At 48.5% G+C, this 24,540-nt stretch carries 23 protein-coding genes; 16 read left to right on the plus strand and 7 right to left on the minus strand.

Features of this window, described 5'->3' with window-relative positions; all coding sequences use genetic code 11:
* Positions 1–21: 21 nt before the first annotated feature.
* The 3 genes from dprA to PN498_RS05260 form a co-directional block, all read right to left on the minus strand.
* Positions 22–1,119: a DNA-processing protein DprA gene (dprA, locus tag PN498_RS05250; RefSeq protein WP_272061664.1), complete on the minus strand. Its 1,098-nt coding sequence runs from the start codon at positions 1,117–1,119 to the stop codon at positions 22–24.
* A 62-nt stretch (positions 1,120–1,181) separates the two neighbouring features.
* On the minus strand, positions 1,182–1,856 hold the full coding sequence (locus PN498_RS05255) for a DUF2301 domain-containing membrane protein (RefSeq protein WP_272061665.1): 675 nt from the start codon (positions 1,854–1,856) through the stop codon (positions 1,182–1,184).
* A gap of 94 nt (positions 1,857–1,950) precedes the next feature.
* Positions 1,951–2,889: a phosphodiester glycosidase family protein gene (locus tag PN498_RS05260; RefSeq protein WP_272061666.1), complete on the minus strand. Its 939-nt coding sequence runs from the start codon at positions 2,887–2,889 to the stop codon at positions 1,951–1,953.
* A 437-nt stretch (positions 2,890–3,326) separates the two neighbouring features.
* Here PN498_RS05260 and PN498_RS05265 point away from each other — a divergent pair, with 437 nt between their 5' ends.
* On the plus strand, positions 3,327–3,533 hold the full coding sequence (locus PN498_RS05265) for a hypothetical protein (protein WP_272061667.1): 207 nt from the start codon (positions 3,327–3,329) through the stop codon (positions 3,531–3,533).
* Positions 3,534–3,786: 253 nt separating this feature from the next.
* Here the strand turns inward: PN498_RS05265 and PN498_RS05270 are convergent, their stop codons facing one another.
* Together PN498_RS05270 and PN498_RS05275 are read right to left on the minus strand one after the other, a co-directional pair.
* A complete protein-coding gene (locus tag PN498_RS05270) occupies positions 3,787–4,566 on the minus strand; it encodes a PD-(D/E)XK nuclease family protein (RefSeq protein WP_272061668.1) in 780 nt (259 codons plus the stop codon).
* A gap of 6 nt (positions 4,567–4,572) precedes the next feature.
* The gene (locus PN498_RS05275; RefSeq protein ID WP_272061670.1) at positions 4,573–5,967 is read right to left on the minus strand and encodes a TldD/PmbA family protein; all 1,395 of its coding nucleotides are present in this window, start codon (positions 5,965–5,967) and stop codon (positions 4,573–4,575) included.
* Positions 5,968–6,225: 258 nt separating this feature from the next.
* Between PN498_RS05275 and PN498_RS05280 the strand changes: the two genes are divergently transcribed.
* Together PN498_RS05280 and PN498_RS05285 are read left to right on the plus strand one after the other, a co-directional pair.
* Positions 6,226–6,810, plus strand: coding sequence for a DUF3611 family protein (locus tag PN498_RS05280; RefSeq protein ID WP_272061671.1), 585 nt, complete (start codon positions 6,226–6,228; stop codon positions 6,808–6,810).
* Between the two features lie 272 nt (positions 6,811–7,082).
* A complete protein-coding gene (locus tag PN498_RS05285; RefSeq protein ID WP_272061672.1) occupies positions 7,083–7,844 on the plus strand; it encodes a thioesterase II family protein in 762 nt (253 codons plus the stop codon).
* Positions 7,845–7,868: 24 nt separating this feature from the next.
* Here the strand turns inward: PN498_RS05285 and PN498_RS05290 are convergent, their stop codons facing one another.
* Complete coding sequence (locus tag PN498_RS05290) at positions 7,869–9,626, minus strand: M10 family metallopeptidase (protein ID WP_272061673.1); 1,758 nt, start codon at positions 9,624–9,626, stop codon at positions 7,869–7,871.
* 737 nt (positions 9,627–10,363) lie between these two features.
* On the opposite strand from PN498_RS05290, the gene PN498_RS05295 reads away from it, so the two are divergent.
* Entirely contained in the window at positions 10,364–12,226 is a 1,863-nt protein-coding gene (locus tag PN498_RS05295; protein ID WP_272061674.1) for a tetratricopeptide repeat protein, read from the plus strand.
* Positions 12,227–12,315: 89 nt separating this feature from the next.
* Positions 12,316–13,707 (plus strand): class II fumarate hydratase, encoded by a 1,392-nt coding sequence (gene fumC, locus PN498_RS05300; protein WP_272061675.1) that lies wholly within the window; start codon positions 12,316–12,318, stop codon positions 13,705–13,707.
* Positions 13,708–13,829: 122 nt separating this feature from the next.
* On the opposite strand, the gene serS is transcribed toward fumC, so the two are convergent.
* Positions 13,830–15,113: a serine--tRNA ligase gene (gene serS / locus PN498_RS05305; RefSeq protein WP_272061676.1), complete on the minus strand. Its 1,284-nt coding sequence runs from the start codon at positions 15,111–15,113 to the stop codon at positions 13,830–13,832.
* Between the two features lie 172 nt (positions 15,114–15,285).
* Between serS and PN498_RS05310 the strand changes: the two genes are divergently transcribed.
* From PN498_RS05310 to PN498_RS05360, 11 genes are all read left to right on the plus strand, one after another.
* Positions 15,286–15,423 (plus strand): photosystem II reaction center protein K, encoded by a 138-nt coding sequence (locus tag PN498_RS05310; RefSeq protein ID WP_039728401.1) that lies wholly within the window; start codon positions 15,286–15,288, stop codon positions 15,421–15,423.
* A 397-nt stretch (positions 15,424–15,820) separates the two neighbouring features.
* Positions 15,821–16,786 carry a quinolinate synthase NadA gene (gene nadA / locus PN498_RS05315; RefSeq protein ID WP_272061677.1) on the plus strand — a complete coding sequence of 322 codons (966 nt, stop codon included), beginning with the start codon at positions 15,821–15,823 and terminating at the stop codon, positions 16,784–16,786.
* A gap of 23 nt (positions 16,787–16,809) precedes the next feature.
* Positions 16,810–17,175 carry a nucleotidyltransferase family protein gene (locus PN498_RS05320; RefSeq protein ID WP_272061678.1) on the plus strand — a complete coding sequence of 122 codons (366 nt, stop codon included), beginning with the start codon at positions 16,810–16,812 and terminating at the stop codon, positions 17,173–17,175.
* A complete protein-coding gene (locus tag PN498_RS05325) occupies positions 17,148–17,621 on the plus strand; it encodes a hypothetical protein (protein WP_272061679.1) in 474 nt (157 codons plus the stop codon). Before PN498_RS05320 ends, PN498_RS05325 begins: the two co-directional genes overlap by 28 nt.
* 55 nt (positions 17,622–17,676) lie before the next feature.
* Positions 17,677–18,060 (plus strand): nucleotidyltransferase family protein, encoded by a 384-nt coding sequence (locus PN498_RS05330; protein ID WP_272061680.1) that lies wholly within the window; start codon positions 17,677–17,679, stop codon positions 18,058–18,060.
* Entirely contained in the window at positions 18,047–18,550 is a 504-nt protein-coding gene (locus tag PN498_RS05335; RefSeq protein ID WP_272061727.1) for a hypothetical protein, read from the plus strand. The genes PN498_RS05330 and PN498_RS05335 overlap by 14 nt, the downstream gene beginning before the upstream one ends.
* A 69-nt stretch (positions 18,551–18,619) precedes the next feature.
* Positions 18,620–19,480, plus strand: a complete 861-nt coding sequence (locus tag PN498_RS05340) for an ABC transporter permease (protein ID WP_272061681.1) — start codon at positions 18,620–18,622, stop codon at positions 19,478–19,480.
* A gap of 13 nt (positions 19,481–19,493) precedes the next feature.
* Positions 19,494–20,387: a DUF2887 domain-containing protein gene (locus PN498_RS05345; protein WP_272061682.1), complete on the plus strand. Its 894-nt coding sequence runs from the start codon at positions 19,494–19,496 to the stop codon at positions 20,385–20,387.
* Positions 20,388–20,667: 280 nt separating this feature from the next.
* A complete protein-coding gene (locus PN498_RS05350; RefSeq protein ID WP_272061683.1) occupies positions 20,668–21,939 on the plus strand; it encodes an ABC transporter ATP-binding protein in 1,272 nt (423 codons plus the stop codon).
* Position 21,940: 1 nt separating this feature from the next.
* Complete coding sequence (locus PN498_RS05355) at positions 21,941–23,149, plus strand: polysaccharide pyruvyl transferase family protein (protein ID WP_272061684.1); 1,209 nt, start codon at positions 21,941–21,943, stop codon at positions 23,147–23,149.
* 39 nt (positions 23,150–23,188) lie between these two features.
* A complete protein-coding gene (locus PN498_RS05360) occupies positions 23,189–24,469 on the plus strand; it encodes a hypothetical protein (RefSeq protein ID WP_272061685.1) in 1,281 nt (426 codons plus the stop codon).
* Positions 24,470–24,540: the final 71 nt, after the last annotated feature.

Raw genomic sequence — 24,540 nt, forward strand, 5'->3', positions numbered from 1 at the left:
CCCTTCAGCAGAAACGTCATCCTAACAGCGCTGGTACTGTTGGGTTCCTGGTACGCTGCTAACGAGACCCATCAATTCAAGGTGCGTGAGGGCACTCAAAATATCCCCAGTAGACTGATCGCTGACCTGCTGGACGATCGCATCCAGCGATCGCGCCTCCATCCCCAGTGCCTGAAACACCTCCAGCAGATGAGGCTCCAGCTCTGGCAGCTCAGGAGTTGACGATACCTGGATCACCGGAATCTTACCTAACGCGGTAATTAGAGTATTCTCATCAAGGACAATCTGAGCGCCCTGACTGAGAAGCTCCAAACAGCCGTAGCAGCACTGATTATCAAGCGTTCCTGGTAAGGCAAACACATCGCGTCCATAGTCATTCGCAAGTCGAGCCGTGATGAGCGCCCCGGATTTTAGAGGGGCCTCCATCACCAAGGTTGCTCGGCTCAAGCCTGCAATGATGCGATTGCGGCGGGGAAAGTGAATACGCTCAGGCTGAGTACCCGGAGGATGTTCGCTGAGTAACAGGCCGGAACGCGCGATCGCTTGTTGCAGGTCGCGATTGCGGTAGGGATACGCAATGTTAACTCCGGTCCCCAGTACCGCGATTGTCTGCCCATTCTCCTCCAGACAGCTCCGGTGGGCTTCTCGGTCAATTCCCGCAGCCAACCCCGAAATAATTAAAAACCCAGCCCGACTGATTGTCCTCGTAATGCGTCGCGTCCAGCGTTTCCCATAGTCCGATGGAACCCGGGTCCCCACAACTCCCACCCCAGGCAAGTGCTGACAGGCGGAGAGCAAGCTGACATCGCCGTGATAGTACAACACGGGAGGCGGATCTGGAATGTCGTACAGCAGCTCCGGATAAGCATCATCCGCAGGTGTCAAAAAAGGACTCTCTTGCTCAAGTATTTCAGTGAGGTTGACTGTCCGGCGATGCTGGGCGATCGCCTGCGCTAATCTAACCCCAATGCCCTCCACTTGCTCCAGCTGCTCCGGTGCAGCTTCCCATGCAGCAGCTAAAGATCCGAAGTGAGTCGCTAGCCGCTTTTGCAAGATTGGCCCCAATCCGCGAACTTGGCTCCAGGCAAACCAAAAGACCCTTTCTTCCAATCGTGACACCCCCCAAAGGCCAACCCTGACGCTCTAGGATGCCCGACGGGACTTGAGCATGTATCAGAGGATCAGGACGCTGTGGAAGCCTGTTGGCGCTGCTGTTCTAAATAGTCAAATACACTCTTGTCACCAATATCAGGAGGAATCGGCTGGATCACTTTACGCAGGGCGAAAACAGCAAAGTTAATGGCCCAGACAGCCAGCAAGATGACTTTCCAAGGGTCTGGCAGAAAACCAAACAGATGTCCCAACAGTAGAAACGGCACGATGGGCGTCAGGACTTTCGTCTCTAAACGGTTGAAACAGAAAGCCTCCTTGAAATAGATGCCTGTCAAGGCAGCAAAGGTGAACCCAACGCCCCATAAAGACTGCGGCTGTTCATAGAGGGTGACCGCAAACGGCTGAGGTGAGAAATGAGCGATCGCCAGAGATGCCACTCCCCCAATGAGCCAGAGGACTTGGAGAAGTCGATGCAGAGGACGGAGGTAAATATGAATTTTGAGTAGACTCAATCCGAGTGCTAACCAAAACACAGTGTAGAGCACGCTGATACTCTGAACGACCCAAGGTAGGTCGCCTCGCCAGAGAATACCGACGGTGCCTAGCGTAAAGCTCAAGGCGGCGATCGCCAACCCAACTCGATAGACAACAACCTCTTGGCGATCGTGCGGTTCTATGGTGAACGGCCCGAACTGCCCTTGATAGACCATCGGATCTTGCTCAAAGTCAACGCTTGCAGTCATGGCTTGCAGTCAGATTAAACGCTTTTGCTTCTAGGCTACCGCACCCAGCTAGAGATGAATTGTGGTGGGGAGATGTTAACAATAGGATCGCATTTCAAGGACGAGAGACGAAAAGTATTGACTTGATAGGGCGTTCGATCTCGTTTCCCTCGGCGTCCAAACGACCCAGATAGGTCGTGCCGTCGAAATAAAGACCTGTGGAGCTGCCGCCATCTAGATTGAGGGCCTTCTCAACCCCCAAACTAGCGAGAAAGTCTGCCATGCCTTGAAGATTAAGGCCGCTGGGAGCGTCTGCGGTGGGGAATTGGGCGGCGATCGCTAGCACCACGCTACCGTCTGGCTTAATGCCAATAGCTGAGCGAGCGTTGGGAGTCCGACTCCCCAAAACATCTCTAACCACCTCACCGGAGTCATTCCTATCTAGAAACCCCTCCTCATATCCTGTCATTGAGGGAAGCAGTTGAGGACCTGCGCCAATCGCGTCTGCCAAAACGCAGTCACTGGGCACGGAAGCATCATGAAACGCGATGTCATAACGGGTAGCGTCTCCACAGGTGTAAATGCGGAACTCAGAGCGGTTCAAAATGCTGGACAGGTAAGGTTGCAAATCTGGGTTGTCGATGAGGCGACGATTGTCATGGGGGTCTGCCACGATAGTGCCGGCAAGGGTGATGTAGGAGGTTGTGAGGCCATTTTGAGGATCAAAGAATCCAGCGTTGATGGCTGCGATCGCACCGTCTCGCTCAGCCATATCCCGCAGCGTCATGAGCGCATCTGTCATCGCAACCCCCACTTGGAAACCTCCGTCAGGTGGCACGGTTACCACATGGACCAGGCTATGAGTAAGCGTATGGGTGCTATAGGTGAGTTCGGTAGCTTGAACCTCAGAAGTAGGCTGCACCAACGCTTCCGCAGACACATCAGACTCAGCTGTTCCTATTTGTGGCTCTACAGGTAACTCCAACGAGGTCTTCAGCGTGCAGCCACTCAATAGCCCTATTCCAACAGCAGCAGCCAGTCGAGTCCAATTCACGCTTTGGCAATCTCCTATTTAGGCAGTCCAGTTCCTTGCTACTCAGTTTAGAAGACCCAATTTTAATAAAGCTTACAGCGATTACACCCCCCACCCCACTTCCTACTCCCTCCCACTCCCCACTCCTTAGGAACGGGAACGTATTTAAGTATCAACTTTGAACTTTGGATTCGCCGATGACTCAATCATTCAAAACTCAAAACTGAGAACTTAAAATTCATTCCTTACTCTTCCCTCCCTTCAGACTGTACCTAAGCAACACGACTAACCTGTCTCCAGCAGTTCGGTCATTCCACTGCTTTGCTCAAAATGTGCTCGCGGCATATCCTTTAAGATCTGTGTAGACAAGACGGCCAGGTTTGGTCTATGTCTAGACTGCAAAACCGTGGAGGTCTTGAGTCTGTCTTGTCATTCAATAGCGACATTGAGAAGAGAACATGGAAACTGTTAATTGCGCTGAGGTCTGTAAGGAAGGCTGCGTTCTGGGTGATAAGTGCCCCAACTTGGAGTACAAGGAGCAGGCATCTAAGTTTATTGAGGAGACTTCTTTGGATCAGATGCTATCGATGGCTGACGAAGCTGTCCGCCGAAAGATTATGGAACGGGCGTCTCAACCGCCGAAGTGGGTGTTGCCGGAGGATTAAGGCAAAGGCTGAATGGTCTTCCTAAGTTCTGGACCTTGAGAGAGGTCGTCCTTTGGAGGTATGGGGTCGTAAGGCGAAGCGGTTGGAGATGGGATTTAAGGGTTGCTTGGGGGCATTTCGATTGCCCCCAAACCCCATCGACCAGGACAAATCCGCTGTCCTGGACCTCGCGGAAGAGGTTTCTTGTTGGGGAAATCAAGGGCGCACTTTTGCAAAGTTCCGTTCTTCTTTCAATAGTCTGAAAGAGCAATGCCTAAATCGCGATTTCTTCGATTTCGTCTAGGCTGGGAAGTTTAATGCTGTCGGACGATCGCGCTTCTCCTCGCTGACATCGGATAGCAAAGGGACAGGCATCACAGCGGGGGCTGTCCAAAGGGACTTGGGGAAAGGGTTTGTTGGATTCGAGTAGCTGCGTGAGCTGATGGGTCAGTCGTTCGATGTCCTGAGACGTCTGCTGATGGATAGCGTTTGAGTAGGGAATGTAGACTTTCTGTGGATCTTGGGTTTGTGCGTTGGGGGTCTCAGCTCGGACGAACCAGTAGGTCATGGAGACTTGGCTGGGGACGTAGTTTGTGGATTCAACTAAGACGTAAAGGTAGAGGCGAGTTTGCCAGTCTTGCTGTAAGAATGGCAGGCTGCGAGGTCGGAGATAGGTCTTCCAATCAATAATCTCGGCGTGGTCGTCCCACTGCCGCAGCAGGTCATAGACAACAGTGAACCAATAGTTATTGAATGTGAGCGATCGCTCGTGCTCGCTTTGGCGAAAGGTTTCTCCCCTGGTGTCAAAGAGTTCGGGAGCTTTGGCAATAAGTTTTTGCAGGCAGGTTTGCAGCTCCTCATCATGGGAAAGGACCGGATCAATCGGCAGCCCCATTTCCCGCTGCTGCATGAGCAGGTGGAAGCGATCGCCCCATTTTTGCCCTTCCATGAGAGCGGGAGAAGCTGGGACCGACAGCGACTCTAGAATGGTGTGCTGGAATCGGCGGGGACAATACTCCAGCAGCGTCAGCTGTCCCTGAGAGAGTCGCAGCAACGGCTTCTAAGCCTCCCCGCCTACAACGACGTTGCGAATACGAAGGCTGGGACCACCACAGCCCACAGGCAGACCACTTTGTCCACCCTTGCCACAGCCGCCCGATTCATCCCAATCAAAATCATCACCAATACCTTCAATGTCTGCCAGCGTGCGAAAAACATTGCCAGAAAGAGTAACGTCGCGCACGGGCTCAGCTAACTCTCCGTTGCGAATCATCCAGGCTTCCCCTGCCGTAAACGTGAACATTTCGCCATTGGTCATGCCGCCCAGCCAGTTCTTGGCATAGACCCCTTCTTTGATACCCGAAAATAAGTCAGCAGCAGGAGTATCGCCTCTACCAATCCAAGTATTGGTCATGCGAACTAAAGGGGGATAGTGGTAGCTGAGACAGCGAGCATTTCCAGTGGGCTTCTCGTCCAGCTTTCCTGCGGTTTCGCGAGAGTGGAGTCTGCCCACTAAAACTCCGTCTTGAATCAACTGCGTTGTGGTTGCGGGCACACCTTCGTCGTCATATTCATAGCTGCCACGATGCCCCGTTAGGGAGGCACCATCAAAAATCTGCAAGCTGCTGGGACCAAATCGCCTCCCTAGGGTCATCACCTCTAGCAGGTCGGGATTCTCATAGGCCATGTCTGCCTCAGATAGGTGACCAAAAGCTTCATGAACGAACAATCCCGTCAGGATGGGATCAATAACCACTTGATAGGTTTTGCCTTTCACTGGCGGCAGTGCTAACGCAGCAATGGCTCTCTGAGCCGCATTGCGAACCTGATCGTCGAGATTCTCCAGATCTTCAAAGGCGTTGCGTGAGCCGTTGGTTTCCCGCCCAGTTTGCACCGTTTCCCCGTTTCGAGCAGTTGCCGCTAGACGAATTTCCATGTCTGACCAGCTCTGCTCAATTTGAGTGCCCTCCGACGTGACAAGCAGAATGTGCTGAGTGACGTCGTTGTAGTGGACTGAGGTGGTAGCAATGCGATCGTCTACGCTTTGCAGAATGTCATCGTAGTGAGTACAGAGATCTTTTTTCTGGGTCAGAGAAATGTCCCGTGGGCTGCTACCGGTCATCGCGAAGTGGTAGCAGGTCTGAATTGGGTCGATCGCCGCTAGCAGCGTTTCGTCATCGCCCACCAACTGAGCCGCCAGGATAGCGCCTTCAATATGTTTTGCCAGTCCTTCTAGCTCATTGAAGCTGGCGAATCCCCAACCTCCCCGATGACAGACCCTCACTTGCCCCCCCAACGAAATGCCTTCGCTAAGCGTTTCGACTTTGCTGCCGCGTAGAAGAATGTCGGTGCCCTCAGATTCCTCAAGCCGAACCGCCAGAAAATCGACGCGATCGCGATATTGGTTGACCAAATCGAGAATTTGGTCGGTGTAACGGTCAAAAGGACGTGACATCTCGGTTTCTCCTTCACGCTAATTACCGCATCGGGCGGTGGCCTTTGCCATAACTCATCCCATCATTCAACCTTGTTGGCTTGTTTTACCGCAAGTGACCCAGCCCTATCACGAGCTTTTGAGTTAAAGATTGACCAAAACTATAACTATTGTGCCGCTTAGCAGCAAAACCGGAGGATAAGTAAGCGAGTAGTCTAGAATCACATCAGTCCTTTACCCTCATCCTTCTGCCTTTCACGAGTTGATACGCTATATCCCATGTCTGGAGAACTTCAGTACTCTTTACCGCCCGCTATTCGCCGCATTTCGGGGGCTTTTCGCCGATTTGGGTGGATTAGTTTTTGGACACAGCTGGTTTTGGGCGTGATTGCGAGTCTGGCCCTTATTTTTGCGATCGCCAGTCTCGCGGCTAGAGCGAATAGCACCCAAACCAATCCAGGGGCTGGAACAGGACTTTTCTTCACAGCGATCGGGCAAGTCGGCGTTTTTGTTAGCGCATTTTGGGCCTATCGCTACACTCGCATGGGACGACAGCTCCGCAGCAAAAATGAGGCCAATCGTCCCAAACCCAAAGCGGCGATTCGCATTTTGCGACTGGGTCTCTTCGTCAGCTTAGGGGGAATGTTTATCACCCTACTCGGTTCTGGGGCGATCGTCGGCGCACTGCTCGCCAAGGCACTTTCTCAACCGACAGGAGCGGTGCTTGGCGTTCCGGGCAGCGTGAGTCAGTTCGTGCAACCACTTGATATCTTCGTGATTCAGGCCAGTATCAATATTCTGCTAGCTCATTTCTTCGGCTTGGTGTTTACCCTATGGATTTTAAATACCTTAGATAATGTCTGAAGACAGAGTGTTGAAAAACCAAGAAAATTGCTGCGACTATCCAATTGACCACTCTAAAAGTGTAGCTTAGATTGTCAATCTAACGTTTCTCAAGGGGATTTGCTGAATTCAACCCTGACCGGATTGAGACGGAAAATTCCGGAAACTGATTGTTGAAATAGGTTGTGAATGAGGGGAATAGCTCAATTTTCCAGAAGAATTGCTGAACCTATCCCAGCGAAACTGACGCGAATGCTGTACGTGAGATGTCTTGTTCTCTATTGCTTTCAATTATGCAAACTCCTTGGCTAAAATCCTTCAATACTTCTGCAAAGGCAACGAGTCGTTTATTTTGCTTTCCTTACGCAGGAGGAAGTTCCCAGATTTTTCGCACTTGGCCTAAGTACCTGCCCGATGAGATTGAGGTTGTGGCTGTGGAATTGCCTGGGCGAGGCAGCCGTTTCAGAGAGGCTCCTTTCACAGACCTAGTTGCTTTGGTTCAAGCTCTATTGGATGTTTTGCCGCCATACCTCGACAAACCGTTCGCTTTTTTCGGCCATAGTATGGGCGGTCTGATTGCGTTTGAGTTAGCACAGCAGATGCAGCGATCGCCCAACCGCCCTTTCCACCTTATCGTGTCAGGTCACGCTGCCCCTCAGAATCCGCCTGTCAGACCGCCCATTCACGATTTACCTAAAGTCGAATTTATTGAACAGATTCGTCAGCTCAATGGGACCCCTAGCGAGCTACTCGACAGCCAAGAATTTCAGCAGCTTTTTCTCCCCGTTTTAAGAAGCGATTTCACGCTGTTAGAAACCTATCAATACCTCCCCAACCGTTCACCGCTAGAAATACCGCTGACTGTTTTAGGAGGATTACAGGATCCCGATGTCAGCTGCGACGATCTACAAGATTGGCAAACGCAAACCCAAAAAGAGTTTTCAGCAATCTTGTTCACCGGCGACCATTTCTTCATTAACGCCGTTCAGCAGGACGTTTTGGAGACACTTGCAGAAATTCTACGCCCTGCATTAGCCATGGGGCGATCGCAATAAGCCTGCACCTTATCCGTCATCCCATTACACAATGGGTGCGGATTCGCCACTAAACAACGTATCAAGTGCGGCTTCATTACCAATACCGCCAGCAGCGTTATATCGAAAGAATGCGACTTGACCACCTGGATTGCTGGCAGTGGTGTTGACGAGATAGGAACCTGAGAGACCTCCGAAGAAACCGTCTTGGAAATCGAACCTGTTCACAAAAGCGCTGGGGCCACTACCCGGCAGGCTGATAGTATCGCCTTCCAAGACATTGAAGTCAAAAATTAGGCTCAGACCTTGGTAGACGCTGCCGTTATTTTGGAGAACAAAGTTATCAGCGCCACCACCACCCAGCAGATAATCAACCTCGTTGGGATTGCTCAGGCCGCTGGCATCCAAGACATCATTGCCATCTCCCCCAATGAGGACGTCGTTGCCGCCACCCCCAATAAGGCGATCATTGCCACCCCCCGTGTGAATATAGTTACGGGTAGCGGTGCCGATAATATAGTCATCCCCAGCCCCCGTGTAAACATTCTCAAAATTCAGGGCAGTCTCACCGACAAAGTTAGTCACCCCCGTTCGCATATCAAGCTCATAAGAGTCATTCCAGAAGCGAGTATCTAAAGTATCAATACCCTCGCCACCATTCATGACGTCCAGACCGTAACCACCATCTATCCAATCATTACCGGCGCTACCGTAGAGATGATCATTACTTTCATAGCCATAAAGGCGATCATTCCCAGCGTTACCCCATAAAAAATTGCCCGCAGCGTTACCGTGCAGCTGGTCATCGCCAGTGCCGCCATAAGCATTTTCGATAAAAGATCGGGAATCACCCTTGTACTGCAAGGCATTGAATAGATGCCCCCGGGCATAGTTGCCGTCGCCAAGATGGGCTCGTTGAGCATTACCATCCACATTGAGGTCAGACCATTGACCCGGTGCCAGGTTGATATTGAGGTCAGTAGTGTAATTCAAAAAGTCATAGGTATCGATGCCACTGCCGTCCCAAACAGTGCGAAAGATCCGATTGTCTCCGGGAGTGCCCTGACCCACATCGTTGACAAACATTTCGCCCGTTGTTGGAGAAAAGCGATAGAACGTGTCCGTGGCGTTGTAGTCAAAATTTGCGCCATACATCGCTTGGATGGCCGCAATGTCATACATCATCAGGGACTGAGGATAACCCCACGTTTCGTTGTAGACAAAATCCGTTGGCGCACCTTCATAGGAGCGGTACGTCATGATGGAAAATTCCATAGAGTCGCGGTCGGCATCCATAGCGACACCGCGAATGCCGTTAGCTTCGTGCCCATGCTCCAGCCCTAGAGCATGACCAATTTCGTGACCGATGGTGTAGTAGGCAAAATTGCCAACCACTGGCTCGTTGTAATCGACACGGTTGAACCAGACATCACCCGCCTGAACGGAAGTGCCTGGACCATAAGCATAGGCAGTACGAGGACTATTCGATTCAGCAATGCGGATAACAGCATTGCGATCGCGGCCTCCGGTTAATTCAGTCAAAGTCAACCCAGAAACATTGGCATACATCGCCATCCAGTTACGGGCGATTGTTTGCTGAGCAGAGTTCAGCCGAGAGAAACTAATACTGTGAGTCTGGCTGTCAGCATAACCCGACTCATCTTCATAATCATTCCAAAAATTATTGGTAAAGCTGAAGGTGATATCAGTTGAGTGCCAGCGATTGTTCGCAATTAATGAGTCAATATTGTTGTCACCAGTGGCTATATTCGCAAGTGAGGCCGCTCCAGCTCCATACACCATGGCTTCGACTCCAATCGACAAACTAAATTAAGCAAAAACAGCAAACACTTCCTGGCTGCGTGAACAAGGAAGACGCTTGAATGGTCAGAGAAAGCATCTTGAAACGCTACTCACGAGAGGATGGGTAGCATCAGACAATTTCCTGAAGATCAAAGGCAAGATGAAAACGGTTCGCTCTTGCCGCGCAAGGGCCCAAACTATAGCCCCAACCCTTTAGGCTTGTGCACCCAAGAGCATTCGGGGACTTAGCCCATAGAAAAATGGCTCGCCGTCTTGTCCTCACAGAACTGACAACCGCTATAGCTGGATTGTTGGTAGTATGCACGTCTGAAACCAACACTTTCGAAAAGCTGGTTTGTTCCTGCCCACCCTGCGCTTTTAATCAACTTTCCTAGATATTACAAACCGTTTGGCTGCCGTATGAGAAAACTGACATATCTAAAGTATCAGTTACGTTCGCTACCGAACCAGTTCTAATAGCTACTCAGTAGAACAGCTTAATCTGTATGAATTTTGTGTGTGGATTTAGTCCAAAAGGTTGATGCGGACCCCAGCCACAAACAGCACCTTTCAAAAGGGATCAGTGAGTAGATACCGAATAGGTCTGCTACAGCTATGTCATTATTGCACGGGAAACTAATCGTAACTGCACTCAATCTGGCAGTTAATGATCGCTTTGCTTACAATGCCTCAAAAGTCCTATTGCGATCGCACCTGCCCCTCATAACACTGCTGCCATGGTTGACCAAAACGCCACTCCTACTCCCGCAGACCGCTATTCAGAGCTGATTGAGAGCATCATTGCCCTAACCCTAAAAGGAAAAATTCGTTCCAAAGAGCAGGTTTTCCAAATGTTGCAGTCAGATATTGAACCCCAGGAAGGAGGCGATTTTGCGGATTGTTTAGACAGACAAATCAGCGCCGTAGAAACGGTGCTGACTAATGAAACGGACGCACTGCAACAGGCCAAGGCAACCCGTCGCCAGCGGGCACTCAAAACCATTCACGGCGAGTTCGATCGTTGGCAAAAAGAAAACCAAAGTACAGCGGTGTTGTCAGGGGCGATCGCGAACCTCATTCGCACCCAGAGCCAAGACCGCTTATCGGCACTGCTTCAGGTTCTCGACCCCAACCAGCCTGACCATCTAAACCGCGATCAGATCAAGACTCTGGCACAGCAGTTACGCCAGCTAGAAACCGAGGCAACCGCTGCGCCGAGTTTACAGGAGTTGTCTGCCGGACTGACTCAAGGGTTGGCGACTTGGCAGCAACTAGAAGGACACGTGATTAGCTGGGTTTATGATCAGGCCCAGCGCTCTATTGGTTTTGGGAGTGCGGATTCTCAGGGACCTTGGCCCTATTGGGCAAAACAAGTCGGAACAACCAGTATTCAACGTATCTTCACAGATTTGGCAGAACATCAGAGCGTTACCGCTGCGGGTGTCCCGATTCCGTTAGAGGTGAGAACGTGGGTTGAAATGGCGATCGCCCTCCAACGATTACAGTTAGGCTTAGTCGCCTGGTTTGATAAGCAGCCCTACGACACAAAAGCAGGTAAGCGGCTGTCAATCTCAACCTTTTTAACCTTTGCAGTAGTGTGGAGTCAGCTTTCTGAGCGCTTCAACGAATTAAAACAACCGCTTCTAGTGGAAGGTTGTTTTCAAATGGTGCTACAGGGATTGCGGCAGTTTGCCCAACAGAGCTACTTTCCACTCTATGGCGGCCTATTTACAGCGCTATCCGGTGAACCTCTTCGTAGTTTGCTGGAATATCTTGATCGTCCTCTAAGGGAAGTGCCTAATACGGATACCAAAGCTCGCATCCTCACTTTGCTGGGATATTCTCAAAGGGCCTTAGGACAGTACGATTTAGCCCGTCAGTTCCACGAGCGAGCATTGGACAGCGCTCGCGAAGTCAATGATCAGCGCTGCGAGATTGCTAACCTCAACCATCTGAGTCGAACGGCTGTCATGGAAGCAGATTTTGAGGCTGCGATCGCCCACAGTCAGCGAGCACTGATTCTCTCTCGGCAGGCGGGCGATCGCATTGGGGAAGCGAATGCTTTAGCAAACTTTGGCTACAGCGAAATCTCCCGCGCCCAAGAGCAAGCCGTTGATCCCGATCAAATCGAATCTGTGCTGACCTACCTAGAGCAAGGACTAACGCTCACCGAACAGGTGCAGGACCGCCCCAGCGAAGCCCTCTGTGCCAACAGTCTTGGTGTGGCTCAAGTGATGTTGCGCCACTACGACCAGGCGATTCCAGCCTTAGAAAAAGGGTTACAGATTGCTCAGGCAATCGGCGATGTATTTTTGCAAGGGGTGAACTATGGGTATTTAGCGATCGCCTATCAACATCTGGAGAATACTGAAATGGCCGTCTTCTGCGGAGCGATGGGAATGTATCTGCTCTGGCAAATCAACTCCAGTCAATGGCATCAGCCTGCCGGGACCCTCAGCATCCTGCGGGGACAAATAGGACCCGACGCATTTGATGCAGCATTGGCGGCCTACCGGGCTGCCTTTCTCAAGCAAATCGGCGTTGACGGCTACGACTACCTGCCCCAACTCCTGGCTGAGTATCGTCATGCTTTGGATTGATATGGACTGATGTAGACGGTGAGGTGACCGGCTTGAAGCGAGGATTCCGTCTACTATTGCCTTAGTCCAGAAACGGTGGCTACACGGTCATGAGCATTCGAGTTGAAACAGACAGCATGGGGTCGATTGAAGTGCCCAGCGATCGCTATTGGGGCGCACAGACGCAGCGATCGCTACACTACTTTGATATCGGTCCTGATCGAATGCCGCGTGAAATCATTCGAGCTTTTGGCATCCTCAAGCGGGCTGCGGCTGTCACAAATCGCGATCTAGGCCAGCTGGATGTGAACAAAGCAGCGCTAATTCTGAAAGCTGCCGATGAGGTCATTTCAGGCCAACTCGACGATCACTTTCCGCTGCGAGTGTGGCAAACCGGGAGCGGCACCCAGACCAATATGAACGCCAACGAGGTCATCGCCAACCGAGCGATTGAGCTAGCTGGAGGAACCCTCGGCAGCAAAGCACCGATTCATCCCAACGACCATGTAAATCAGGGACAATCCTCCAACGATACCTTCCCAACTGCAATGCACATTGCAGCTGTCGAGCAAATCACCCATCATCTTCTGCCCGCTGTTCAGCAGTTACAGGCAGCCTTGTCTGAAAAATCTGACGCCTTCAGCACGATCATCAAAATGGGGCGCACCCATCTGATGGATGCCGTACCGCTGACCTTAGGGCAGGAGTTTTCCGGCTATGCAACTCAGCTTAAGCAAGGACTGCACCGCATGGATGCAAGTCTGCCTGAACTCTATGAGTTAGCGTTAGGCGGTACCGCTGTTGGAACGGGACTCAACACTCATCCTGACTTTGCCGAGAAAGTCGCTGCTGAGATTGCTCGTTACACCCAGCTGCCTTTCGTGACGGCTCCCAACAAGTTTGCCGCCCTTGCCGCCCACGATGCAATTGTCGCTGCCAGTGGTGCTCTGAAAACATTGGCGATCGCCCTCATGAAAATTGCCAACGACCTGCGCTGGCTCGGCTCAGGACCTCGCTGTGGGCTAGGCGAACTCCGCCTCCCCGCTAATGAACCCGGTTCCTCCATCATGCCAGGCAAAGTTAATCCGACTCAATGCGAGGCCCTGACAATGGTTTGTGTGCAAGTGGTCGGAAACGATGCCGCGATCGCCTTTGCTGGCAGCCAAGGCAATTTCGAACTCAACGTCTTTAAGCCCGTCATGATTCACAATCTGCTGCATTCCATCCGCCTACTATCAGACGCCAGCCGCAGCTTCACAGAGCACCTCGTTGTGGGACTGTCCCCCAATCGCGATCAGATTCAGCAGTTTCTGGACCAGTCCTTGATGCTAGTAACAGCCCTGAACCCAGCGATCGGCTATGACAAAGCGGCTCAAGTCGCCAAGAAAGCCTACGCTGAAAACACAACCCTGCGGGAAGCCTGTATCGCATTAGGGTTTCTATCTGGCAAAGCCTTTGACCAACACGTCAACCCAGAAACGATGGTTCACCCCACCGCGTAAAGAGTAAATTCAACTGGGCAAGCTCACCAGGGATTCCAACCACTGCTTTACCCTGTCATAGCGATGAATGAAGATAGTCCCAAGCGGTCCACCAGTCTAAGCCATCCAATGGATGGCAGTTCCTAAAGCCATTCACGGTTGAGATAGGACTGGAGGGCTTCAGGGACTTTCACTGAACCGTCTGACTGTTGGTAATTCTCCAGAATAGCGGCCATCGTGCGCCCGATCGCTAACCCAGAGCCGTTCAAGGTATGTACAAACCGTGTCCCCTTTTGCCCTGCCGTCTTAAAGCGAATGTTGGCGCGTCGAGCTTGAAAATCGCCGCAGTTGGAACAGCTCGAAATTTCTCGGTAGGTTCCCGAAGACGGCATCCACACTTCAAGATCGTAGGTTTTGTTGGCCGAGAATCCCAGATCGCCTGTGCAGAGTTCAATCACTCGGTACGGCAACTGTAATCCCTGTAGGATAGCCTCCGCGTCTTGGACAAGAGCCTGATGCTCGTCCTCTGACGTTTCAGGTCGAACGAACTTATACATTTCCACTTTATTGAACTGATGCAGACGAATCAGTCCGCGCGTGTCACGACCATAGCTGCCTGCCTCACGGCGAAAGCAAGGTGTGTAAGCGCAATAGTGAAATGGCAGGTCGTCAGCATTCAAAATTTCGTCACGATGGAGATTGGTCACCGGCACCTCCGCCGTAGGTGACAGCCAAAGGTCATCATTTTTACACTGAAAGCTTTCCTCAGCAAACTTCGGGAGCTGTCCTGATGCCGTCAAAGAAGCGGTATTCACCAGAAAAGGTGGCATCACCTCGGTATAGCCATGCCGGGTATGGCGATCAAGCATGTAAGTGATGAGTGCTCTTTCCAAAGCGGCCCCCAGTCCAATGAGGGAGACAAAACGGCTTTGTGCAATCTTCGCCGATCGCTCAAAGTTCAAGATACCTAGCGCCTCGCCAACTTCCCAATGGGGTTTAAGGGCGTCGCTATTTTCAGGTAGATACTCATCGCCCCAACGCCGGACCTCAACGTTCTCAGATTCATCCTTACCCACCGGAGTCGTTTCGCTAGGAAGATTTGGCGTCGCCAGCAAAATTGATTCAATTGCCGCCTTGAGTTCCCTCTCTCTAGGCTCTAGCTCACCTAATTGAGCCTTAACCTGGTTACCCTCTTCCCGCAAGGCGACAATCTCGTCATCCTTGGGAATCGCACCTTCACGGATTTTTTGCCCAACCGTCTTACCAATTTCATTACTGCGGGCCTGGAGCTGCGATCGCTGACCTTCAATCTCTCGCTGTTGATCGCTGAGATCAATGACCTGCTGCAAATCGTAGTCCCCACCCCGTCGATTGAGGATTGCAGCCACTTGGTCATAGTTTTGTCGAATGTTCTTAAGATCCAGCACGCGATCGCTTCCCCTTCCAGCACTCTCGCCATTCTTTTCGCTCTCTCTATAAGAATGTCAGGGTGTTCGCGCTTTGCCAACTGTTTCAATAGACTGTTTCATCGGCAGGACTGGCTATCGTGTTACGATTGATGGCAATTATGAGATCTGTGTTGAAGAGGTTATTGAAATCATGGAAGCTGCACTGCTCTTAGCCAAGCTGCCTGAAGCCTATTCCTTGTTTGATCCGCTGGTTGATGTATTGCCGGTTATCCCAGTCTTTTTCTTGCTGCTAGCATTTGTGTGGCAAGCAGCGGTGGGTTTCAGATAGACCTTTTAATCATCTCCGGCTTTACAAAAGCGGCACTGTTACTCAACAGTGCCGCTTTTACATGGGCATTAATAATATTTGAAACCATATTTATGATGACTTCGACTAAGTTGCAAAATCAATCAGCTGCGAGGAAACTAGTTGCAGACATCGCAGCCGCCCTATCGAGGACTTAAGCTTCTGACGATAAGCCAATTCAAAAAAAGCACCTAAAGCCCTAGTGAAATGGATTTCAGCAATTCAGGGCACCCTCCGTTCGCTTGTTTTTTCATCCCCGTCGCTGCATCTTGAATCTTATTTTATGAGTGAAGCGTGACATTGAAACAACACAGCTTTTGGTAAAAACGACTATAATCAATTTTCAGTCAACTGATTAAATCTACTAAAAGCGACTATCGTGTTCACCAGCGTTTTACCAAAACCGTCCTCCCCAAACACGCCCTTAGATCTGTTCGCAGCCATCAACGAGCTGAAACGAGAGCTAAATGCAGTCATCCTGGCCCACTATTATCAGGAACCTGACATTCAAGATGTAGCAGACTATATCGGAGACTCCCTGGGGCTTTCGCGACAGGCAGCTAGTACAAATGCTGAGGTGATTGTGTTTGCTGGAGTCCACTTTATGGCAGAAACTGCCAAGATTTTGAATCCAGACAAGCTAGTTCTGCTACCCGACTTGAACGCAGGCTGCTCTCTAGCCGATACCTGTCCGCCTGCTCAGTTTGCAGCATTCAAAGCCCAGCATCCCGATCACATTGTCGTGTCCTATATCAACTGCTCAGCTGAAATCAAAGCCATGAGCGACATCATCTGCACCAGTTCCAACGCAGTTAAGCTAATTGAGCAGATTCCTCAGGACCAACCTATTATCTTTGCGCCTGATAAGAATCTCGGACGCTACGTAATGCAGCAAACAGGACGCGACCTCGTGCTATGGCAGGGAAGCTGTATGGTACACGAAACCTTTTCCGAGAAAAAATTAGTCCAGCTTAAAATGGCGCATCCCGGCGCAGATATTATTGCTCATCCCGAGTGCGAAGAACCTGTGCTGCATCATGCTAACTTTATCGGCTCAACGACCGCGTTGTTGAGCTATGTAAAAGATAGCGATCTCACTCAATTCATCGTGGTTACAGAACCCGGTATTATTCACCAAATGGAAAAACAGGTACCCGGCAAGGCGTTTATCCCAGCTCCCTCAACTGGAAATTGTGCCTGCAACGAATGTCCTCACATGCGGTTGAATACGCTAGAGAAGCTATATTGGGCAATGCAGACTCGACAGCCTGAAATCACAATGCCAGAGGAAATCCGTGTAGCAGCACTGAAGCCCATTGAAGCGATGCTACTGATGAGTGCCTGAAGCAGAAAGGATTGCATACGACCATGACGGAGAAATTCGATACCTTTCTTTTAGATGCAGCACTGATGGAAAAGCGTCAGCAGCTTGAACAGGAGCGATTAAACACGCTGCAACAGGTGGTGTCATGGTTAGACCAATGGGGAGCAGACTACGGCATTTCTCGTGCTTACTTGTTTGGGTCGCTTGTCCGCAGCAACCGTTTTCATTCGAGATCCGATATCGATTTAGCCGTAGATACGTTGGAACCAGATCGTTTCTTTGGGGCGATCGCTGCCCTCTCAGAGTTCACTGGTCGTGATGTAGACTTGGTGGAACTGAGCAAATCTCCCTTTGCAGACAGGATTCGCCAAACTGGACAGCTATGGACGAGAAGAACATCGCCCTCCTAGCAGCGGATATCAATGCTCAGAGAATGACCATCGAGCGAGTTTTTGCCGCTTTAGACAATAGGGCTAACTCCCTCCATGCGAAAAGTCCTCCTGAGAAACTCGAAAGCTTTGCCTATCAGCTACACAATCTATACGGAGCCATTGAAGACTTATTCAAGGTCATTGCCGTTTACTTCGAGAACAATATTTCTGACTCCTCTCAATGGCACAGCCGCTTACTTCAGCGAATGACACAAACCATTGAAGGCACTCGGCCAGCCGTTATTTCTCAAGAGAATTATCTGAGACTCAACGGACTGAGGGCCTTCTGGCATTTCTTTCGTCACGCTTACGGCGTTCCCATCGACTTTGCTCAATTGATGAATAACCTGGAACGGGCCGAAGCACTACAGCCTCAGCTCGATCAAGATCTCGATGCCTTTTTGAAACAAGTGAAAGGAACATAAAAAACTTCAAACACTATTTCGATACCATAATCATAGAAAGCATCGAGTGAGTGCCATGTCACAGTCCTCTCAGGATCCGGTTGTCACTGATGAGCAGTTAGCCTATTGGCAGCGGGCGATCTCAACTCAGAAGCGTAATCAGCAAGCTGCCAAATCAACGGCCTGGGGTCAGGTTCAACAAATAGCTCAATGTTTACACCACGAATTCGGCGCAACGCGAGTCATTGTTTTTGGGTCACTAGCACGCGATCGCTTTACCGAAAATTCTGACATCGACTTAGCCGTAGAAGGCATTACCGCGAATCGCTATTTTGAAGCAGTTGCCAAGGCAAATGAGTATAGCGATCGCTGGGTTGACCTCAAACCCTTTGAAGCTTTGGACGATCACTTTCGACAACGAGTTCTAGAGACAGGCGTAGACGTTGATGTTACCGATTAGTCCCGCTGCTATGCGTGAGCTAGCCGCTGATATCGAGACAGAACTGTCTCGTTTAATTCAATTAGAGACAGCGATCGCTCAACTACAGGAAGAAATCATCGACGATCCCCGTCATGCTTCGTTGTTTTATGAAAATTTGGCGCTCAAGCTACACAATTTTTATACCGGCAGTGAAAAGATTTTGCGGCTAGTTGCTATCGAGCTAAACGGGGGATTGCCCTCCGGAGCAGACTGGCATAAGCGTCTGCTGAAGCGTATGAGTCAACAACGAGAAGGCCGTTCAGCCGTGTTATCTGACGCAACAGCACTTCGTCTGAGAGAGTTTTTGGGATTTCGCCATATTGTCAGAAACCTCTACGGTTTTGAGTTAGATCCGGAGCGAATCGCTAGTTTGGCCGCACGTTATCCCCAAATGTCAACAGATGTCAGACAAGATGTAGAAAGATTTGTAAGTTGGCTACGAGATTTGGCGGATCAGTTGGAGAGATGATGCGATCGCACCGCACAAACTGAGGGTATCTTGACATCATCAATACTTCCACGATGAAGATACTTGTCCATGCCCCGTTCTAGTCGTCTACCTATCGTTGTCTACACGCCCGAAAGCAAACTCAAACATCCAGGCCGACTCATAAGAGACATGTGGCGGGATCTGCTGGCATCGCGAGAATTGGCTTGGCGGTTGATGATAAGAGACATTAGTGCTCAATACCGTCAGTCTTTTTTGGGCATTTTTTGGGCATTCGTACCGCCACTGATTATGGCCGTGGGCTTCACCTACGCTAGCAACGCTCAGATTATTAATATCGGTCAAACTGACCTACCTTACCCCGCCTACGTCATGCTGAGCACAGTGCTATGGCAGACCTTTGTCGAAGCACTAAACGGGCCAATTCAGGCAGTGAATATGGCTAAGCCAATGCTAGCGAAAATCAATTTTCCCCGAGAAGCATTGATTTTGGGCAAAGTTGGTGAAGTCTTCTTTAACTTTGGCATCAAGTTGATACTGGTAGCCATTCTGTTCATTCTCTTTCGGATGCCAATGACAGCAGCAGTAATCCTAGCTCCGGTTGCCTTAATTCATCTAGTCCTTTTGGGGACTGCCATAGGGCTGTTTTTATCACCATTGGGTGTGCTGTATCAGGATGTGAGCCGAGGATTAGTCGTGGCAATGGGAGTCTGGTTTTTCCTAACACCAGTGGTATATCCGGTCCCGACAGAGGGTTCACTGTCTTGGCTGGTGCGGTTCAATCCAGTTACGCCACTGTTGGTAACTGCCCGTGAGTTAGCAACGACGGGCGTGGTGACAAACCCGATTGGATTCTGGCTGGCGAGTGGATTGGCGTTGATAGGATTGTGCGCGGCATGGATAGTCTACCGCCTGACAATGCCGATCATCATCGAGCGCATGAGTGCTTGACCGAGTAAAATCCATGAAAACGGACAAGCTTTACTATTATCTCTTTCTTTCACAACCCTCACTCCTAGCAGACCTACTGCCGGGTTTGCCTCAGAATTGTGAGTATGAATACTCCGCTCCAGTGATCAAAGAAGGGGAACTACGACTCGATGGGCTACTGACACCCATATCGGATGACATGAAGATTCCTATCATTTTCGTAGAAGCCCAGATGCAAACTGACTTCCGCTTCTACGGTCGCTATTTTGCTGAAATTCACCTGTACCTTCATCAGTATCAGGTAGAGCGGCCTTGGCAAGGGTTAATCATTCTACAGTCACGCCAACAGAAACTAGGCAGCGCAGTCCCTTACAAAAACCTCTTGGATAGGAGTGTTCAGAGAATCTATCTACAAGACTTGCTAGAGCAGACGCGGTTATCCCCTGCCTTGGCACTGCTTCAATTGATCGTTTTGCCGAATAACAAGGTACCTCAAGCAGCTCGGGCCTTGCTAGCAGATGCGAAAAAGCAAGGAGACGCGGAGTTTTGGCGATCGCTCAATTTGGTGGAAGCTATACTCATCAATAAGTTCCCGCAGCTTTCGACGGAGGAGGTTCTAGCGATGTTAGATATTAAAACGACTGATATTAAACGAACTCGCTTTTATCAAGAGGTATTCCGAGAAGGAGAGCAACAGGGAGAGCAGCGAGGAGAACAAAGAGGTCAACAAAGAGGAGAAGCAACTGCTTTGATCCGCTTCCTAGGTCAACTTCTAGGCACGCTGGAAGAAGCACAAAAGGAACAAATTCATCAGCTATCACTGTCGCAGTTAGAGGCTTTAGGGATAGCAATGCCAGAAATAAAGACACACTCAGATTTACAAGCATGGTTGGACGGCATGGAAAACATCAGCAGCGAGGAGAGTTAAAATAGCTGGTGTTTCTTCGGTTTGCTTACGTGGGTACTATTCTGCAAAGTTCATCGCAGGAGCATTGCCAAGAAGCAACTAAGTGGCTTTACTTTCAGTTCCAAAAATTGGGCACATTTGAGAAATGTTAGAAGCGACAAATCTGGAAATCATTTTTGGCATAACTGCTAACAGATTTAGAAGCTTTCTTTTGCAGCTGTTACATTCATGAAGTTAACTATCCTCTGAAACTAGTAGACGCTCGCAATCCAACGACCAAAATTTAGCCAGTTCGTGCTCTATGGGTGATGCATTCGAGAAAAGTGTTCTAAGCGAAAACGAACCTGATCGTGACAATGAGGTTCTGGTTCAAGTTGAGAATGTTTCAAAGAAGTTTTGCCGTAGCTTGAAGCGATCGCTCTGGTATGGCCTACAAGATGCTGCAACTGAACTGACCGGACGCGAATCCGATCATGCCCTGAGAAAAGATGAATTTTGGGCAGTCAAAGACGTCTCGTTTAAACTACGCCGTGGCGAATGTCTAGGATTAATTGGTCCTAACGGTGCAGGGAAGAGCACCCTCCTAAAGATGCTAAATGGTCTAATCAAACCTGATGAGGGACATATTAAAATATTTGGCCAGGTTGGTGCATTAATTGAGCTAGGAGCAGGTTTTAATCCTATTCTTACAGGGAGAGAAAATGTTTACATCAATGCTGCGATATTAGGAGTAAGTCAAAAATTAATAGATCAAAAGTTAGAGCAAATTATTGATTTTTCAGGCATAGAAAAATTTATCGATACTCCAGTTCAAAGTTACAGTTCTGGAATGCGAATACGGCTTGGTTTTGCAATCTCGATAGCTCTTAAGCCAGATATTTTGATTGTTGATGAGGTTTTGTCTGTAGGTGATATAAAGTTCAGGTCAAAATGTTACAGACACATAAAAGAATTAATGACTGATGGCACCTCAATAGTTCTTGTCACCCATAGCATGCATGATCTGTTTAGAGTTGCTAATAGAAGCATTGTGATGAGCTGTGAAGGCAAGATGTTTGATGGTGATGTAATCAATGGAGTTGTAGAGTATCAAAAATTATGTTTGGAAAACTTAAAGAAAGAAAAGTCAGCTTCATTTAGAGCAAGAATAAAATCAGCCTCAGCTAAGGAATTTACGGAAGCCAACCCGACTGTATGTCTTGACGCCTTCGAAAACAAAAGTCTTTCGATAACCATCGTTATTGAGGCTAGTCAGGATATCAGTAACCCTATTCTTGTGATATACTTTGAGCCATTCGGTTTGGAACCAATCGCATCTGTTACAAACCGGTTACACGATTCAAGAATCGATTTAATTGAAGGTTTAAACCATATATCAGTTAAGCTGCCTAATCATCCCTTCTTACCTAATCTATATAGCATTCATGCAGCTCTTTATAATGAAGACGGAAGTATTCTGTTTCACAGAAGTAGATACATCACATCATTTAAAGCCAGTGGCAAGGAAGTCTCTATTTTGAAAGAATACTTTTTTCTGCGTCTCCCACGTTGTTCGTGGAGCCGTGTCAGTTAGAATGCTCAAAGTTCTTCTGGTGAACGATACTAGCTCGGATGTAAATCCAGGCTGTAAAGCTACTGTCTCAAGCTTGAAAAGCTTGATTCATTCTGCAACTGAGTATGACACTCATATTCATAGCTGGCCTTGTGGTTTCGGATACGAACACTTTGAAAGCTTACACCAAGAAAGTCTTGAAAAAGAATTGAGTCTTTATCCTTATCTAAAGAAAAAGTTGAAAGGAAATCTTGAAAGAACAAATCAAAAGCTAGAAAAATTAATTCAAAAACTTTCGAAGAAAAAATCCTGGGATTACAGTGGAAGGAAAATTGATTTAGTAGCATGGTCCTCTTCTGTTCGCAAATTTGAGGAATATCTATTCAATGAGGTCTGCAGCGCGAACGAATTTGATATTGTCGTCATCAATGCCGAAGGTACAGTACATCATAATCAGATTGGTGCGATAACCATAGCCTCTATCATCAAAATATTCTCAGAAAATAAACCCGTTTGGTGTGTAAATGGTTCTTGGCAAGCAATCGACGAGCAAGTAGTTTGTAAAGCTATAAGCTCAGCAGATTACATAACAGCTAGAGAACCTATGTCTTTCAGATGGCTCTCGAATTACTGCGAAGGCATCATTCAGTCTGCTGACTGCGCCTTTCTTTCAAATATTTTTAATCCGTCTTCATTTTTGCTTCCATCAGAGATAGATTCAGAGAAGGCATGCTTGTATACTCCCGGAGTCTTAGCACAACCTTCTTCTTCCTCCGTTAACCCATTAAAAGTTCAGGAAATACTTGAGCATCTTCATATAATTCGTCGTCTTGGTTGGCAACCTGTCTGCTTACTAATTGATGAGCTACATCTAATTCCATTCTTGAAAGATGCAGAGGTTTCAATTGTTTTCGCTAAAGATATAGGATGGAAAACATTTGGCGAATTTATAAGGCGATTCAAGTTAGTCATTTCAGGAAGATATCATATTTTAATATTCTCTGCTTTAGCAAAAGTTCCCTTTGTCCCAATTGCCTCAAACACATGGAAGATTGAAGGACTTATGGAGCTTCTTGGGTTAGATAATAGCCAGATTGTTTACAATCCAAAAGACATAGTAGGTTGGTTATCAAAAGAGAAGCACAATACTTCCATTAGAATTGCAACTAAAGAACTTCAGAACTGTAAAAGACTGGCTTGCTTTAATATTCCTAAAATAGTAAAAAAGTGAAACATCCATCAAGCTAATTTATACCTTTGCTAGAGCTATATGAGTAATTGTTCTATTGTTGGAATCCTTGATAAGGACGGTTATTCTCAAACAAAGTTGTATCGGTCACTAGGCGATATTTCGAGTATCGAAGTTGTGCGTTTGAATTATTATGGTTCGGAGTATTCTTTACCTAAGAATGTAGATATTATTCTTACTGCTCAGCATTACGAAGAACCTGAAGTTGGCTTGATTATTAAAGCCGTTAGGCAAGATATTCCAGTCCTTATTCTTGCTGATGGAATTCTAGAATTTCGAAACACCTGGCACAATCCTCTTATGTCTGCTGGTCGACTTTTTCAGCCTGTTTTAGGACATAAAATTGCTACGATTGGCCGATCGCAAACTCGAATACTGGAGTCTTGGGGAAATCTAGGGAAATGTGAAACTGTTGGTTTGCCAAGGCTTGATTCTTATCTGAACAGGAGGCCAAGAATTCGTCGCCCCTCCGAGCCCTTTAAGGTTCTCGTAACAACTGCGAAAAAGCCTGGATTTACAAATGAGCAGGTAGATCAAGTTAAGCAGTCTCTGCTTGATCTTCAGAAATGGTTTAATCATAATCCTGTCGTTGAAGGAATGGAAGTAAACCCTGTTTGGCGTCTGACCGAAGGATTAGATATTGAATTGGGCGTTAGAAGTCAGATTGCTGATCTGTCTGGACAAGAATTATCAGCTGTCTTAGAAAAGGTTGATGCCCTAATCACAACTCCATCAACTTCTATGTTGGAAGGGATGCTTCAGGGTATTCCGGTTGCGTTACTCGACTATACTAATTCGCCTCATTTTGTCCCTGCAGCTTGGTCAATCACTTGCTCAAGTCATATTCCCAGTATTTTGAAAGAAATTGTCCAGCAGCCTGCTACTAGAATGTTGTATCAAGATACGATTCTTCATGATGCTCTGGAATGCCGCAGTCCTTCTATTGATAGATTGCAGACGCTCATTTCAAGGATGGTCGATATTAGTCGAAGGCAGAAGTTAGAGGGCAAAGAACTAGTATTCCCAGACAAGATCTTATGGAAAAGAGACAGTGAATTCCATTTTCCAGAAGAGCGCTTCAATATGAAAACCCTGTTCCCAGAGCATCCTACATTTAGCCAAATGGATACCTTAAAGCTTCAGGTTGAAATAGAGCATCTAAAAAGATGGCAGTTACAGTCTGAAGATAAGATGAAAGATTTGAAGATAGCTCTTGAAGGAATGCAAAGTTCTCGGTTCTGGCAGCTACGAGAGAAGTGGCTTGCTCTCAAACGTTTACTTAGATTTGTGAAATACCAATGATGCCTGCAAGCAATTCGATTTCTTTAAGTCCTTCCATCAGCAATCATTTCAAAGATTGTCTTCTGGCTGAA

This window comes from Oscillatoria sp. CS-180, from assembly GCF_028330965.1.
GTDB lineage: Bacteria > Cyanobacteriota > Cyanobacteriia > Phormidesmidales > Phormidesmidaceae > Halomicronema.